General features: G+C 70.0%; 14 protein-coding genes. 8 read left to right on the top strand and 6 right to left on the bottom strand.

Annotated elements, in window-relative coordinates; genetic code table 11:
- Positions 1-30: 30 nt before the first annotated feature.
- The gene (locus DEU37_RS04955; protein ID WP_121189490.1) at positions 31-1,386 is read right to left on the bottom strand and encodes a M20/M25/M40 family metallo-hydrolase; all 1,356 of its coding nucleotides are present in this window, start codon (positions 1,384-1,386) and stop codon (positions 31-33) included.
- Positions 1,387-1,422: 36 nt separating this feature from the next.
- On the opposite strand from DEU37_RS04955, the gene DEU37_RS04950 reads away from it, so the two are divergent.
- Together DEU37_RS04950 and DEU37_RS04945 are read left to right on the top strand one after the other, a co-directional pair.
- Positions 1,423-2,439 (top strand): Gfo/Idh/MocA family protein, encoded by a 1,017-nt coding sequence (locus DEU37_RS04950; protein WP_121189489.1) that lies wholly within the window; start codon positions 1,423-1,425, stop codon positions 2,437-2,439.
- Between the two features lies 1 nt (position 2,440).
- The gene (locus tag DEU37_RS04945) at positions 2,441-3,346 is read left to right on the top strand and encodes an NYN domain-containing protein (protein ID WP_005052342.1); all 906 of its coding nucleotides are present in this window, start codon (positions 2,441-2,443) and stop codon (positions 3,344-3,346) included.
- A 26-nt stretch (positions 3,347-3,372) separates the two neighbouring features.
- On the opposite strand, the gene DEU37_RS04940 is transcribed toward DEU37_RS04945, so the two are convergent.
- On the bottom strand, positions 3,373-4,908 hold the full coding sequence (locus DEU37_RS04940) for a CitMHS family transporter (protein ID WP_121189488.1): 1,536 nt from the start codon (positions 4,906-4,908) through the stop codon (positions 3,373-3,375).
- Positions 4,909-5,068: 160 nt separating this feature from the next.
- On the opposite strand from DEU37_RS04940, the gene DEU37_RS04935 reads away from it, so the two are divergent.
- The 3 genes from DEU37_RS04935 to DEU37_RS04925 all read left to right on the top strand — a co-directional run bounded on the left by DEU37_RS04935 (position 5,069) and on the right by DEU37_RS04925 (position 8,929).
- Positions 5,069-6,754, top strand: coding sequence for a sensor histidine kinase (locus tag DEU37_RS04935; protein WP_121189487.1), 1,686 nt, complete (start codon positions 5,069-5,071; stop codon positions 6,752-6,754).
- On the top strand, positions 6,751-7,407 hold the full coding sequence (locus DEU37_RS04930; RefSeq protein ID WP_121189486.1) for a response regulator: 657 nt from the start codon (positions 6,751-6,753) through the stop codon (positions 7,405-7,407). Before DEU37_RS04935 ends, DEU37_RS04930 begins: the two co-directional genes overlap by 4 nt.
- A 139-nt stretch (positions 7,408-7,546) precedes the next feature.
- A complete protein-coding gene (locus DEU37_RS04925) occupies positions 7,547-8,929 on the top strand; it encodes an MFS transporter (RefSeq protein ID WP_121189485.1) in 1,383 nt (460 codons plus the stop codon).
- Between the two features lie 54 nt (positions 8,930-8,983).
- Here the strand turns inward: DEU37_RS04925 and DEU37_RS04920 are convergent, their stop codons facing one another.
- On the bottom strand, positions 8,984-9,364 hold the full coding sequence (locus tag DEU37_RS04920) for a hypothetical protein (protein ID WP_121189484.1): 381 nt from the start codon (positions 9,362-9,364) through the stop codon (positions 8,984-8,986).
- Between the two features lie 35 nt (positions 9,365-9,399).
- Between DEU37_RS04920 and DEU37_RS04915 the strand changes: the two genes are divergently transcribed.
- Both DEU37_RS04915 and DEU37_RS04910 read left to right on the top strand, forming a co-directional pair.
- A complete protein-coding gene (locus DEU37_RS04915) occupies positions 9,400-10,692 on the top strand; it encodes a DUF4921 family protein (protein WP_121189483.1) in 1,293 nt (430 codons plus the stop codon).
- 2 nt (positions 10,693-10,694) lie between these two features.
- Positions 10,695-11,816 (top strand): class I SAM-dependent methyltransferase, encoded by a 1,122-nt coding sequence (locus DEU37_RS04910; RefSeq protein ID WP_183043593.1) that lies wholly within the window; start codon positions 10,695-10,697, stop codon positions 11,814-11,816.
- Positions 11,817-11,844: 28 nt separating this feature from the next.
- Here the strand turns inward: DEU37_RS04910 and DEU37_RS04905 are convergent, their stop codons facing one another.
- A complete protein-coding gene (locus DEU37_RS04905; protein WP_259457138.1) occupies positions 11,845-12,255 on the bottom strand; it encodes a MarR family winged helix-turn-helix transcriptional regulator in 411 nt (136 codons plus the stop codon).
- Positions 12,256-12,350: 95 nt separating this feature from the next.
- Positions 12,351-12,818 (bottom strand): DUF3817 domain-containing protein, encoded by a 468-nt coding sequence (locus tag DEU37_RS04900; protein ID WP_121189481.1) that lies wholly within the window; start codon positions 12,816-12,818, stop codon positions 12,351-12,353.
- Positions 12,819-12,908: 90 nt separating this feature from the next.
- Here DEU37_RS04900 and DEU37_RS04895 point away from each other — a divergent pair, with 90 nt between their 5' ends.
- On the top strand, positions 12,909-13,319 hold the full coding sequence (locus DEU37_RS04895; protein WP_121189644.1) for a hypothetical protein: 411 nt from the start codon (positions 12,909-12,911) through the stop codon (positions 13,317-13,319).
- A gap of 112 nt (positions 13,320-13,431) precedes the next feature.
- On the opposite strand, the gene nrdF is transcribed toward DEU37_RS04895, so the two are convergent.
- Entirely contained in the window at positions 13,432-14,412 is a 981-nt protein-coding gene (nrdF, locus tag DEU37_RS04890) for a class 1b ribonucleoside-diphosphate reductase subunit beta (protein ID WP_005052315.1), read from the bottom strand.
- Positions 14,413-14,417 lie beyond the last annotated feature (5 nt).

The raw sequence follows: 14,417 nt of genomic DNA, 5'->3' as shown, positions 1-14,417 counted from the left end.
ACGTGAAGATCTGCGGCGATGCGCGTCGGCTCAGCTGGCGGTGAGCAGCGCGCGGTAGAAGCGGATGCCGTTCAGCCACGACTCGACGCGGATGCGCTCGTTGTGCGCGTGCAGCGCGTCGCGCTCACCTCGCGTCAGGTGGAAGGGCGTGAAGCGGTAGACGTGCGCGCTGATCGCCGTGAACCAGCGGCTGTCGCTCGCCCCGAGCTGGATGTACGGCGTCGTCACGATGTCGGTGCCGAGGGCGTCGTGGACGGCGGTCGCGATGCGCTGCCACGGCTCGCCGCGCCAGGGCGAGACCGGCGAGGGGTCGGACCCGTGGCGCACCTCGATCTCGACGGCGGGGTCTGCCACGATGCGGCGGATCCGCGCCGTCGCCGAGGCGACGGTGTCGCCGGTCAGCAAGCGGATGTTGATCGAGGCACGCGCCGTGGTCGCGAGCACGTTCTCGCCCGGGGCGCCCGACAGCTCGGTCGCGACGGCCGTCGTCCGCACCATCGCGTTCAGCTCGGGCCCGAAGCGCGCGAACACCCGCGCGGCCAGCGGGGCGAGCGCTCCGAGATTCGCGAAGACGGTGCGCAGCGGCTGTGCGGCGTGCGGGGCGAGCGTCGCGAACAGAGCGCGCACGGGCGGGGCGATGCGGGCGGGGAACGGATGCCGCTGCACACGATCGATCGCACGGGCGAGCCGCGCCGTCGCGGGGAAGGCGGGCGGCGTGGACGCGTGCCCTCCGCTCTCGCGCGCGGTCAGCCGCAGCGTCAGCACGCCGCGCTCGGCGACCCCGACCATCGCGGTCGGCACCGCGACGCCCGGGACGGCGCCCTCGACGACGGCGCCGCCCTCATCGAGGACGAGAGCGGGTGTGACCCCGCGCTCACGCAGCAGCGCCACGATCGCGCGCGCGCCTCCGCCCGCCGTCTCCTCGTTGTGGCCGAAGGAGAGATACACGTCGTGGGTGGGCGCGTAGCCCTCCGCGGCCAGTTCCTCCACCGCTTCCATGATCGCCACGAGCGCGCCCTTGTCGTCGATGGCGCCGCGCGCGTGGATCTCGGCATCCTTCCCTTCGCCGACGAGCTCGGCGCCGAACGGCGGGTGGCCCCATTCCTCCTCCACGACGGGAACGACGTCGATGTGGGCCATCAGCACGAGCGGATCCGCCGCGCCGCCGCTGCCGCCGCCGCTTCCGGCCCAGTGGAACAGCAGGGAGTGGGCATCGACGACCTCACGCTCGAGAGCGGCATGCGCCGTCGGATACAGACGCGCCAGCGTGTCGATGAAGCGCGTGAACGCATCCGCGTCCACGAGACTCTCGTCCGCGTGCGAGACGGTCGGAATCTGCAGCAGCTCACGGAATCGGGCGATCGACGCCTCGGTGTCGGCACTCACGGCTCGAGCCTACGCGCGCGCGGCTAGGCTCGTCGCATGACCGACAACGCCCCCGGCACGAGTGTGCCGACCGCGCCCATCCGCTGGGGAATCCTCGCCACGGGCGGCATTGCCCACGCCTTCACGAAGGACCTGCGGACGGCGGGGCTCACCGTCACCGCCGTCGGATCGCGCCGCCCGGAGTCGGCGCGTGCGTTCGCCGCCGCGTACGACATCCCTCACGCGCACGGATCGTACGAAGAGCTCGTCGCCGACCCCGACGTCGATATCGTGTACGTCGCTTCCCCGCACAGTCATCACCGAGAGCACGCGATCCTCGCCCTGGAGGCCGGCAAGCACGTTCTCATCGAGAAGGCCGTGACCCTGGATGCCGACGAGGCCATCGCGATCCGTGACATCGCCGCCGGGCGCGGACTGCTGGCGATGGAGGCGATGTGGACGCGGTATCTGCCGCACATGGTCCGCATCCGCGAGCTCATCGCCGACGGCGCGCTGGGCGAGGTGCGCACCGTCATCGCCGACCACACGCAGTCGCTTCCCACCGACCCGGCACATCGTCTGAATGCTCTCGAGCTCGGCGGGGGCGCTCTTCTCGATCTCGGCATCTATCCCGTCTCCTTCGCGTGGGACGTGCTGGGACCGATGACCGAGATCCGCGCCGTGGGCCGCCTCGGCGACACCGGAGCCGACACCGAGGTCGCGATCGCCGCCGTCCACACGGGCGGCGCGCTCTCGTCGATCGCGACCAGCTCGCGGGCCGCCGGCCCGAACACGGCCCACGTGGTCGGCACGAACGCGCGGATCGACATCGATCGCGTCTGGTACGAGCCCACCTCGTTCCGGGTCACCGCGACCGACGGCACCGTGATCGAGGAGTACCGCGGCGACGTCGACGGCCGCGGCATGCAGTTCCAGGCCCTCGCCGCCGAGCGGTTGCTGCGGGAGGGGCGCACCGACAGCGACCTGCTGCCGTTCGCGGAGTCGATCGCGATCATGCACGCGCTCGACGACGTGCGAGGCCAGCTCGGCGTGACCTACCCGAAGGTGCGCTGACATGGTCGAACTGCAGGGCAACCGCGTCGCCGTCTACCTCGACTTCGACAACATCGTCATGAGTTGGTACGACCGCGTGCACGGGCGCAACTCCTACGCCGCCGACCGCCAGAAGATCATCGCCGACCCCGATGCCCCCGAGATCGCACAGCGTCTGAAGGATGCCACGATCGATGTCGGGGCGATCATCGACTACGCGGCCTCCTTCGGAACCCTCGTGCTCACGCGCGCCTATGCCGACTGGTCGTCGCCGGTCAACGCGCTCTACCGATCGCAGCTGGTGGCCCGCGCCGTCGACCTCGTGCAGCTGTTCCCCGCGGCGGCGTACGCGAAGAACGGCGCCGACATCCGCCTGGCGGTCGACACCGTCGAGGACATGTTCCGCCTGCCCGACCTCACCCACGTCGTGATCGTCGCCGGAGACAGCGACTACGTCCCGCTCGCCCAGCGCTGCAAGCGTCTCGGACGCGTCGTGGTGGGTGTCGGCGTGGCCGGTTCGACGGCCAAGTCGCTCGCAGCGGCGTGCGACCAGTTCGACTCCTACGACTCGCTGCCCGGAGTGGTGCTGCCCGCGTCGGCTGCGACCCAGAAGAAGGCGGATGCCGCCGCCACCTCGGCCCCCTCCTCGTCGCGCCGGCGCAAGAAGACCGAAGACCCGACGGCGGAGCTTCTCGGGCGTGCGCTGCGTCTGGAGCAGGAGCGCACCGACGACGAGTGGGTGCACCTGTCGGCGGTGAAGAACCTGCTCAAGCGGATGGATCCGTCCTTCAGCGAGAAGGCGCTGGGGCACCGGTCCTTCTCCGACTTCGTGAAGGCCTACCCCGGCGTCGCCGACATCGACGAGACGACGAACATCGTGCGCGTGCGTCCCCACTCCGGCGACGACGGCACGGCCGACGGGAGCTGATGCCGTCGGCCGTGCCGTGATCCCTCTCAGGCGGCGAGCGGGATCACCCCGACGAGCACGCCGACGGCGAGCATCGCCAGCGAGACGAGCGCGGCGCGCCACAGCACCTTCTTGTGGTGATCTCCGAGGTTGACGTTCGCCAGCGACACCAGCAGCAGGATCGCCGGGACGAGCGGGCTCTGCAGATGCACGGGCTGCCCGGTGATGGACGCGCGCGCCATCTCCACGGGTGCGATGCCGAAGTGCGACGCGCTTTCGGCCAGCACCGGCAGGATGCCGAAGTAGAACGCGTCGTTGGACATGAAGAACGTGAACGGGATCGACAGCACGCCCGTGATGACCGCGAGGAAGGGTCCCATCTCGGCGGGGATCACCGCCGTGATCCACGAGGCCATCGCCGTCACCATCCCGGTGCCGTTGAGCACGCCGACCAGCACACCGGCGGCGAGGACCATCGACACGACGCCGACGATCGAGGGGGCGTGCGCGACGATCTCGTCCGCCTGGCTCTTGAGCTTCGGGAAGTTGACGATCAGTGCGATCGCCGCACCGACCATGAACACGAACGCCAGCGGGAACAGGTCGAGGACCAGCAGCACCATGACGGCGACGGTCAGCGCGAGGTTGAACCAGATCAGACGCGGACGCAGCGTGGGTCGGTTCGGGTCGAGCATGGTGTCGGCCATGGCCGTGTCGGCGGCATCCACCAGCGCGGTGGCTGCGACCGCTTCGCGCGCACCCCGGACGGTCACGATGTTGCCGGTACGCAGCGTCGCGGCGGCACCGGGCTTCGGCTCGGCGCCGCGGAAGAGGCGAGGCGCGGCGAAGATGCCGTCGCCGCGGGTCGACTCGATGCGGGTGGTGTCGATCGAGCCGGCGAGGCGGCGACGCTCGCCGAGGCCGAGGAACCAGGCGAAGGCCAGCGAGATCACGAGACCGGTCGCGAGCGAGGGGAGCATGGGCACGAAGATGTCCGTCGGCTGCAGCGACAGGGCGGATGCCGCGCGCACGGTGGGACCGCCCCACGGCACGATGTTGAGCGTGCCGTTCATGAGTCCCGCGACACAGGTGAGCACGACCGGGCTCATGCCCAGACGCAGGTAGATCGGCAGCATCGCGGAGGTCGTGATGATGAACGTCGTCGACCCGTCGCCGTCCAGCGACACCGCCCCGGCCAGCAGCGCGGTGCCCAGCACCACCTTGGCGGGATCGTCGCCGAGCACGCGGGTGATCAGACGGATGAGGGGGTCGAACAGACCGACGTCGATCATGATCCCGAAGTACATGATCGCGAACATGAGCAGGGCCGCCGTCGGCGCCATGGACTTGATGGCGTCCATGATCATGTCCCCCAGACCGAAGCCGGCGCCGGCGAACAGGCCGAAGATCGTCGGCACCACGATCAGGGCGACCATGGGGGTCAGTCGGCGCGTCATGATCAGCGCCATGAACGTCAGCACCATCGTGAACCCGAGGACGACCAGCACACCGTCCGACGGCGTGAACGCCAGGTCGTAGCCATCGTCGGCCGCGGCCGCGAGTGACGTGAGAACAGGGGGCATCTCGACTCCTTCGTCTGCGGCCGACGCGCCTCGTCGACCGGATTCCGCGACTCTAGGGATGCCGCCGCGCCCGCGCGCGGTATCTCTCATTGCACGGACTTCTGCGCGCAACGCGAGTTCAGCGCATTATGCTCACCAGATGAGGTTCGCGACGCGGGTGATGCTCGTGCAGCTGGCGACGGTCGCCGTCGTCGTCGCCGCCTGCGTCCTCGTCTTCGTGCTGCTCGGCATCCAGCAGCTGCGGGCCGCGGCCGAGACATCGGCCCTGAACATCGCCCGCACCGTCGCCGTCGATCCACAGGTGCGCGCGGCGGTGGCCGAGATCAGCGCCGATCCCGGAACACCCCGCGGCGCGGACCTGAGGGACGCTCCGCTGCAGGATCTGGCCGCCGACGTCACCGCACGCACCGGCACCCTGTTCGTCGTGATCACCGATGACCACGGCATCCGGCTGGCCCACCCGGATCCCGCCCTGCTCGGCCAGCCGGTCAGCACCGACTTCCGCGAGGTGCTCGCCGGCAACGAGGTCGTCACGTGGCAGCAGGGCACGCTCGGCGTCTCGGCACGCGCGAAGGTGCCGATCTGGCCTCCGGGAGCGGAGGGCGTCCGCCCGGCGAACGCCTCCCCGGTCGGCGAGGTGAGCGTGGGGTTCGAACCGGCCAGCGTGTTCGATGATCTGCCGGCGCTGCTCGGCGGGGTCGCCGCGGCCGCCGGTGCCGGCGTGCTGCTCGCGGCGGTCGCCGGGATCATGCTGCGACGGCGATGGGAACGGCTCACGTTGGGTCTGCAGCCGGAAGAGCTCGTCGCTCTCGTGCAGAATCAGGCCGCCGTCCTCGACGGGGTCGGCGACGGGGTCGTGGCCCTCGACGACGACGGCGTCGTGCGCCTCTGCAATGAAGCAGCGCGGCGGATGCTGGGGCTCGAGGAGCCCACGGGAGCGACGTTGGAGCAGCTGGGCATCGCCCCCGCGATCCTCGCAGCGGCCCGTGACGGCACGGCGAGCGAGGGTGTGGTCGTGGGTGAGCGGGTGCTCTACGCCGATGCGCAGCCGGTGCGCCGCGGCGGGCGCGACCTCGGCACCGTGCTGATCGTCCGCGACCGCACCGACGTCGCCGCGCTCAGCGAACGACTCGACACGGTGCGGGCCATGACCGGCGCGCTGCGGGTTCAGCGCCACGAGTTCGCCAACCGCCTCCACGTCGCCGTCGGCATGCTCGACGCCGACCGCCCGGGCGAGGCCCGGGAGTTCCTGGGCGAGCAGCTGCATCGCGGACCGGTCGACTACCCGGTCGAGAACATCGACCGCATCGGCGACAGCCTCCTGCATGCCCTCATCGGCGCACACGGCCTCGAGGCGGGCGAGCGCGGCGTACGCGTATCCGTCGACCCGGACTCGCTGCTGCTGGCACCGCTGATCGAGGTGGAGGATGTGGCCGCCGTGCTCGGCAACCTCGTCGACAACGCGGTGCGCGCCGCCGTCGAAGGCGCCCCGCCGCGCCGTGTGCAGATCGGATGCTTCGGCGACGGGCACGATCTGGTCCTCACCGTCGCCGACTCCGGCGCAGGGGTGGCCGCCGACATCGATCTCTTCTCACGCGGCCGCCGCGACGGCGCCGACATCGACCGGGTGCACGGGCTCGGCGTGGGCCTGCCGTTGTCCCGCGAGCTCGCGCGCCGCCGCGGCGGCGAGGTGTGGCTCATCGCGGCCGGAGGAACCTCGCCGCACACGGGTGCCGTGTTCGGCGCCCGGCTGCACGGCGTTCTCGGCGACGTCCCCGCCGAGGACTCCCCCGAACCCGGCCCTGCACCGGACGGATTCGCCGACCGAAGGGATCCCACCCCATGACGACACCTCTGCGCGTCCTCGTCGTCGACGACGACTTCCGTGTCGCGGGGCTGCATCGCGAGATCGTGGCGGAGAGATCCGCCTACCACGCGCTCGAGCCGGCGCGCACGCTCGCCGACGCGACCGCCGCCGTCCGCTCCGAGCACCCCGACCTTCTGCTCGTCGACGCGTATCTGCCGGACGGCGACGGGATCGCCTTCGTGCGCGAGACCCCGATCGATGCCTTCGTGCTCTCGGCCGCGACCGACGCGGCGAGCGTGCGCCGCGCCCTGCGCGCCGGCGCCCTCGGCTACCTCGTCAAGCCGTTCGAGCGGCGCACGCTCGTCGACGTCCTCGATCGCTACGCCCGCTTCCGCAACGTGCTCGACGAACAGCGCACGGTGACTCAGGACGAGATCGATCGGGCCCTCGGCATCCTGAACGCGGGCAGCGACACGTCCTCGGTGTCGCGATCGGCGACGGAGCAGGTGATCCTCGGGGCGCTCGGCGACGACGAGTCCTCGGCATCGGAGATCGCCGATCGCGCCGGCGTCTCCCGCGCCACCGCCCAGCGTCACCTCGCGGCGTTGGCGACCCGCGGCATCGTGGAGGTGCGGCTGCGCTACGGCACCACCGGCCGCCCAGAGCACCGGTACGCGCGGCGCCGCACGTAGCCGAGCCCGCGCGCGGGGGCCGGTGCGCGAGCGCACAGGCGCTGTGCAGCATTCAACCTTGTACCTGAATCACTTTTCAGGTAGCGTCCATGGCGCGGTATCCCCCGCCGCACCGCGCTCTACAAGGAGGTATCAGCGCATGGTTTCAGCGACCGCATCGCACGGCACGCCCCCGCAGTCCGGTCTTCGCCGGGTCGTCAGCGCCTCGATGGCCGGAACGATCGTGGAGTGGTACGAGTTCTTCCTCTACGCCACGGCGGCCACGCTTGTCTTCAACCTGATCATGTTCCCGCCGTCCGACGACCCGTACGCCGGCATCATCGCGGCATTCGTCACCTATGCGGTCGGTTTCATCGCCCGCCCCCTGGGCGGCATCGTCTTCGGCCACTTCGGTGACAAGTACGGACGCAAGAAGCTCCTGCAGCTGGCCATCATCCTCGTCGGTGTGGCGACGTTCCTCATGGGCTGCCTGCCGACCTTCCAGCAGGTCGGCTACTGGGCCCCGGCACTGCTGGTGCTGCTGCGCTTCGCCCAGGGCTTCGCCGTCGGCGGTGAATGGGGCGGCGGCGTCCTGCTGGTCGCCGAGCACTCCCCCGACAAGACCCGCGGATTCTGGGCGTCGTTCCCCCAGGCGGCTGTGCCGATCGGCAACCTCGTCGCGACCGTCGTGCTGCTCGTGCTCAGCCGCACCCTGTCCGCGGAGGCGTTCCTCGCCTGGGGCTGGCGGGTCGGGTTCTGGCTGTCGGTGGTGATCGTGGCGATCGGCTACTACATCCGCACCAAGATCAGCGATGCGCCGATCTTCCTCGAAGCGCAGAAGGAGGCGGAGGAGCACAAGCACGACCGTTACGGCGTGTTCGAGGTCGTCCGCCGCTATCCGCGCGGCGTGCTCACCGCGATGGGTCTGCGCTTCGCGGAGAACATCATGTACTACCTCGTGGTCACCTTCTCGATCACGTACCTGAAGATCGCCCTCGAGGTGAACACGGCCGAGATCCTCGGCATGCTGGTGATCGCCCACATCGTCCACATGATCGTCATCCCGCTGGTCGGTGCCCTCGCCGACCGCATCGGGCGCAAGCCCGTCTACGCGATCGGCACGGTCGGCGCGGCGGCGTGGGGCTTCATCGCCTTCCCGATGTTCAACACGAAGGAGCCGGCGATCATCATCCTGGCGATCTGCCTGGGCCTGGTGATCCACTCCTTCATGTACGCCCCTCAGCCGGCGATCATGTCGGAGATGTTCCCGACCCGCATGCGGTATTCCGGCGTCTCGCTCGGCTACCAGGTGACGTCCATCGTCGCCGGCTCGCTCGCGCCGATCATCGCGACGGCCCTGCTGTCGGCCTCGGGCAGCTACATCCCCGTCGCACTGTATCTGGCGGTCGCCGCCGCGATCACGTTCATCGCGGTGGTCTCGATGCGCGAGACCAAGGGCAGCTCCCTGCACGAACTCGACCGCGTGGATCGCGAGCGCCTGGTCAGCGAGACGGGAACGGTGCGGGTGCAGGCCACGCGCTGAGCGCTTGGTGCGCAGATGCGGGGGTGGATGCCGCGGCATCCGCCCCCGCTCGTCTCAGTCGCGGGTCGCGAGCAGCGCCCAGGCGACCAGCAGCGGCTGGAAGAGCAGGCGCGTCAGACGAGCGGCATCGCCGTCCAGGCCGAAGGCCGGACGCCGATCCACGGCCTGCGCGATGTTGCCGGGGAAGATCGCGATGAAGAACGCGGCGAGAAGGGCGCCGACACGCCTGCGTTCCTTCGGCAGCACGACCAGAGCGGCCCCGAGCATGATCTCCACCGCGCCGGAGGCGACCACGACGGCGTCCTTGTCGATCGGCAGGACATCGGTGACGACGTCGGGGACCTGCGCCTGGAACTCCTTGCGGGCCCAGAACAGGTGGGACAGGCCGGCGAACATCATGCCGGCAGCCAGGAGCCATCGCGCGAACGTCTTCATCAGGCCAGTATGCTCCGCCTCGATAGGCTGGAGGCATGAGCGACGGAGCACCACGAGCGATCCGGCGCCTGCCCGACGGCACCGTCAAGCAGATCGGCCCTCTCACCGGCACGCGGGTCTGGACGGTTCCGGGCCGCGCGAACCGTCCCCTCTCCGCACCCCGCGAGGATGTGCACCGTCTCGGGCCCGGTGAGGATCGACGACTCTGCGCGTTCTGCGTCGACCGCTACCTCGAGACCACGCCTGAGAAGGCGCGACTGGTGGGCCCGCGTTTCGAGGAGGTGCGCCGGGTACCCGCGCACGCGCTGAACGACTCCGTCGCCGAGTTCCGCCGCTTCGGTAACCTGTTCGAGATCGTGTCGGCCGAGTACTGGCGCGAGAACCACGGCTACCGCCAGCCGGCGCGGATCGTGCAGTGGGCCGAGGAGTACCTGTCCGATCCCGTCGGACGCGTGCACATGGAAAAGCTCGCCGAGATTCGCGCACGCGCAGCCGGCACCGAGACCAGCCTCGAGGAAGCGGCACTGGACCTGCTCGGCGGATCCCACGACGTCGTCGTCGCCCGGCGTCACGTCGTCGAGGGCGCGACCACGGATGCCGAGCTGGCATCGTCGGGAACGCTGAGCCCCGACGAGCATGCAGCCTACGTCGCCTTCACCGTGCAGGCGCTGGCGGAGATCCAGGCGGCGCAGCCGCACGCCGCATACGTCAGCGTCTTCCAGAACTGGCTGCGGCCGGCGGGAGCTTCCTTCGAGCACCTCCACAAGCAGCTCGTCGCGATCGACGACCACGGCCCGCAGGTCGATCACGAGCTGCGCCTGCTCTCGCACGACCGTGGCCTGTATCAGCACGAGATCGCCGATCTGGCGGTGTCCGAAGGACTCGTCGTCGCGGCGACGGAGGGCGCCGTCGCTTTCGCCGGCGTCGGTCACCGTTACCCGGCGTTCGAGATCTTCTCGACGTCGGCCGCGAACCTGCCCCAGGAGCACACGGATGCCGAGCGGCGCGCCGTCTCCGACCTGCTGCACGCGCTGCATGCGGCGACGGGTGTGCACGTGCCGACCAACGAGGAGTGGCACTACCGGCCGCCCGGCGCGCCGTGGCCGATGCCCTGGCGGGTGGTGCTCAAGTGGCGCATCTCCACTCCCGCCGGCTTCGAGGGCGGCACGAAGATCTACGTCAACACGATCGATCCGTGGGAGCTGCGCCGGCGCACCGTCGCCGGACTGCAGGAGCTGCGCGAGGCGGGACGGCTCGCCGACGGCATCCGCATCGGCGATGAGTGCACACCGGCAGATGCCGTCCTGCGTTACGCGGAGGGTTCGTGAGCATGCCGTTCGAGCTGCTTCGACGCGCGCCCGACGTCGAGGGCGAGGGGCTCGGTGCGGTGGATGCCGCCGACCGCCTGATCCTCGACGAATCGGCCGCTCTGCGCGCCGGAGCCGGGGCCGGTCAGATCGCCGTCATCGGTGACGCGTACGGCGCCCTCGCCCTCGGTGCTGCTCACGACGGCGCCGCCGGGGTGCGCGTGCACCAGGACGCCCTCCTGGGCGAACGGGCACTGCACGCCAACGCCGTCGCGCTGGGGCTGGCCGAGCAGGTCTCCTCCGGCCCGCTGAACGCGGCTCTCGTCACCGGCGCGCGCGTCGTGCTGATGCGCCTGCCGCGCTCGTTGGACGCCCTGCGCGATATCGCCGGACTGATCGCGGCGCATGCGGCATCCGACGTCGTCGTGGTGGCCGGGGGTCGCATCAAGCACATGAGCGTCGCGATGAACGAGGTGCTGCGCGCGTTCTTCACCACGGTCGATGTGGCTCACGCCCGCCAGAAGTCGCGGGTGCTGATCGCCCGGGGCCCGCGCGACGGCCGCGACCCGATGCCCGCGGCGTCGCGTGTCGACGAGCTGGAGGTGCGCGCCTTCGGCGGGGCCTTCGCGGGCGCACGCCTGGACATCGGCACCCGGGCACTGCTGGCGGCGCTCGACGCCGCGCCCCACGCTCCCGGAGGCGGCAGCAGCGAGGACCCCTGGATCGATCTCGCCTGCGGCACCGGCATCGTGGGCGCCTGGCTCGCGCGGCGGCATCCGTTCGCGTACGTATACGCCAGCGATCAGTCGGCCGCGGCGGTCGCGTCGGCGAAGGCGACCGTGGCCGCGAACGCACTGGGCGATCGCGTGCACGTCGCGCGCGCCGATGGGCTGGAGGAGCGCCCGGATGCGAGCGCGTCGTTCATCGCCCTGAATCCCCCGTTCCATTCCGGTGCCGCGCTGACCACCACGATCGCGGAGCGTCTGTTCGCCGACGCTGCACGGGTTCTCGCGCCCGGTGGCGAGCTGTGGTGCGTGTGGAACTCGCCGCTGCGGTACCGCGGCACGCTCGAGCGCGTCGTGGGGCCGACGCGTCAGGTCTCCCGCGACCCGAAGTTCACCGTCACGGTGTCGACGAAGCGCTGAGCGGCGCCCGCGGCGCGCGGCCGTGCGCTCAGACGATGCCGGCGCGGATGCCGTCGAGCGAATCGGCGACCTTGGGAAGGCGCTGGGCGAGGACGTCGTCGAGCTCGAAGAGGCGCTCTCGAGCGTCCTGCAGAACCCGCGCGCCCTTCGCGGTGACGTGGAGATCGCTGGCGGCGCCGGCATGGGCGGTGGCATCCTGCACGAGGCCGTCGTCGACGAGTGTGCGCACGGCGGTGTGGGCGGACTGCACGGTGATGTGCGAGCGGCGCGCCAGCTCGGAGAACGAGATGCCGGGCTCGGCGTAGATGTGACCGAGGAGACCGAACTTGCGGGTGCTGATGCCGAGGTCTTTGAGGATCGACGCCAGCTGCTCCTCCCACATCGCCGACACCGCGAGCAGCGCGATGACGGGGCTGAAGCGGGGACCGTCCTGAGTCATGCGGTCCATGCTATCCATGCGCTGTGCGCACAGCGGGTCGCCGTCCCGTGACTTCTCCAGGTCGGTCGCCACGGGAGGCGTCGTGCCCTGCGCACTCAGCCCTTGGCGCCGCCCGGCGGGCCGAGGATCAGCAGCACGGCGAAGACACCGACGACGGCGACGAGGATGCCGACGAACAGCAGCCACGGGCGCCGCAGGAACCAGGCCAGCGGCCCGTCGTACCAGCGCGCATCCGCCGCGTCGGCGTCGGTCTCCGCGCGCCAGGCGCCTGCGAGCAGGCCGCGGCGGTGCCCCCACAGCTCGACCGGAATGGTGGCATAGGGCACGATCGCCGAGATCAGGGCGACGACCGTCGGCCCCGCCGGCCACCGATTGTTGAGGGCCACCAGCACGACCGTGGCGCCGTAGGAGAGGAACACGAACCCGTGGATGCCGCCGCCGATCGTGACGGCGGGCGCCCACCCGGTCGTCGCCCGGACGATGAGCCCCGCGATGAGCAGCGTCCACGACACCGCCTCGGCGAACGCGAGGGTGCGAAACAGTGACAGCGGAGTGCGGAGCATTCCTTCAGCATAACTGAAGGCGCTCCATCGACCTGGGCGCTTCCTGTGAGAGGGCGATCCCCGGCCGACCGATTCCGTAGGGTGACGGTCATGACCCGTGCGCTTCCGGTGGCGCTCGCCGCTCTGACGACGACGGCGATACTGGGGGCGTGCGCGCCGCTGGTACCGGTGTGTCCCGCCATCGGCTTCGTCAACCCCGGCCCCGTGACGATCGAGGTCGCCCCCGCCCTGACCGTCGGTGACGTCGCAGCCTGTTTCGGCGACGGTTGCATCCCGGCGACCCTCCGCCTCAACGGCGACGGCCGCGGAGAGCTGCCGCTGGAGCAGCCGTACGTCGGCGACACGAGCATCGTCAGCATCGAGCCCGGCACGACGGTGCGCGTGGTGATCACCGATCGCGACGGCGTCGTCACACGGGATCTGCAGATCGAGATCCCCTACACATCCGAGGGCGGCTCCTGCCCGGGACCGGTGACCTTCGGGCCCGTCGTGATCTCCTAACCACCTCGCGGGCATGATGCTCGGAGGGATGCGGAGACGACGACGCCCCCGGACCGGCTCATCGAGCACAGTCCGGGGGCGTCGCGGCATCCGTCTGACGACGTCGGTCAGATCAGAAGTCCCAGTCGTCGTCCTCGGTCGCGACGGCCTTGCCGATGACGTACGACGAGCCCGACCCGCTGAAGAAGTCGTGGTTCTCGTCGGCGTTCGGCGACAGGGCCGACAGGATCGCCGGGTTCACGTTGGTCAGCTGCGACGGGAACATCGCCTCGTAGCCGAGGTTCATCAGCGCCTTGTTGGCGTTGTAGTGCAAGAACTTCTTGACGTCCTCGGTCAGCCCGATGCCGTCGTAGAGGTCCTGCGTGTACTGCACCTCGTTGTCGTAGAGCTCATACAGCAGCGAGAACGTGTAGTCCTTGATCTCGTCGCGCTCGGGCTGCGTCAGCTTCTCGAGCCCCTTCTGGAACTTGTAGCCGATGTAGTAGCCGTGCACGGCCTCGTCACGGATGATGAGGCGGATGATGTCGGCCGTGTTCGTCAGCTTGGCCTTGCTCGACCAGTACAGCGGCAGGTAGAAGCCCGAATAGAACAGGAACGACTCCAGCAGGGTCGAGGCGACCTTGCGCTTGAGGGGCTCGTCGCCACGGTAATAATCCATGACGATGTGGGCCTTCTTCTGAAGGTTCGGGTTCTCCACCGACCACCGGAACGCGTCGTCGATCTCGGGCGTGGAGCACAGCGTCGAGAAGATCGACGAGTAGCTCTTCGCGTGCACCGACTCCATGAACGCGATGTTCGTGTACACGGCTTCTTCGTGCGGCGTGATCGCGTCGGGGATGAGCGACACCGCCCCCACGGTGCCCTGGATGGTGTCCAGGAGCGTGAGTCCGGTGAACACCCGCATCGTGGTGGTCTGCTCGTCGGGGGTGAGCGTCGCCCACGACTGGATGTCGTTGGACAGCGGCACCTTCTCGGGCAGCCAGAAGTTGTTCACGAGGCGGTTCCACACCTCGAGGTCCTTGTCGTCCTGGATGCGGTTCCAGTTGATCGCCTGGACGTGGTCGATGAGCTTGAGCGGCTCGGACGGGGTCATGTCGT

The organism is Microbacterium sp. AG790, from assembly GCF_003634765.1.
Lineage (GTDB): Bacteria > Actinomycetota > Actinomycetes > Actinomycetales > Microbacteriaceae > Microbacterium.
The sequence above is the reverse complement of the archived record's forward strand: the minus strand, read 5'-3'. Positions and strand labels throughout refer to the sequence as shown.